Genomic DNA, 334 nt, shown 5'->3' with positions numbered 1-334 from the left:
ATTAACAATTAATAATTAATAATTGAGAAACAAATCCGATTCCTTCATACTCTACCAAACACCATCCCCCTATTATCCCCCCACTTATGGTATGATGGTAGAGTATGTTTAGGTGCCGAGCTACTCGAGCACCTCCTTGTTAAAAGGAGACGATTATGAAAATCGCATGGAATGAAATTAAATACCAACCCAAGAAGTTTATCCTGATTGAACTCCTCATTATCATCCTCATGTTTATGGTGGTGTTTTTGTCCGGTCTGACAAATGGACTGGGGCGTTCGGTATCGGCACAAATCGATAACTATGGGGCCCTGCACTATATCCTTTCGACGGA

At 41.0% G+C, this 334-nt stretch carries 1 pseudogene; it reads left to right on the top strand.

The features are described 5' to 3' along the window. Positions 1-155: 155 nt before the first annotated feature. Positions 156-334, top strand: a pseudogene (locus SPADD19_RS11935) (ABC transporter permease); the annotation flags it as partial.

The sequence above is a fragment of the Streptococcus parasanguinis genome (genome assembly GCF_001578955.1).
Taxonomy (GTDB): domain Bacteria; phylum Bacillota; class Bacilli; order Lactobacillales; family Streptococcaceae; genus Streptococcus; species Streptococcus parasanguinis_U.
Note: the sequence above shows the minus strand (reverse complement) of the source record. Positions and strands in the feature narration are given on the sequence as shown.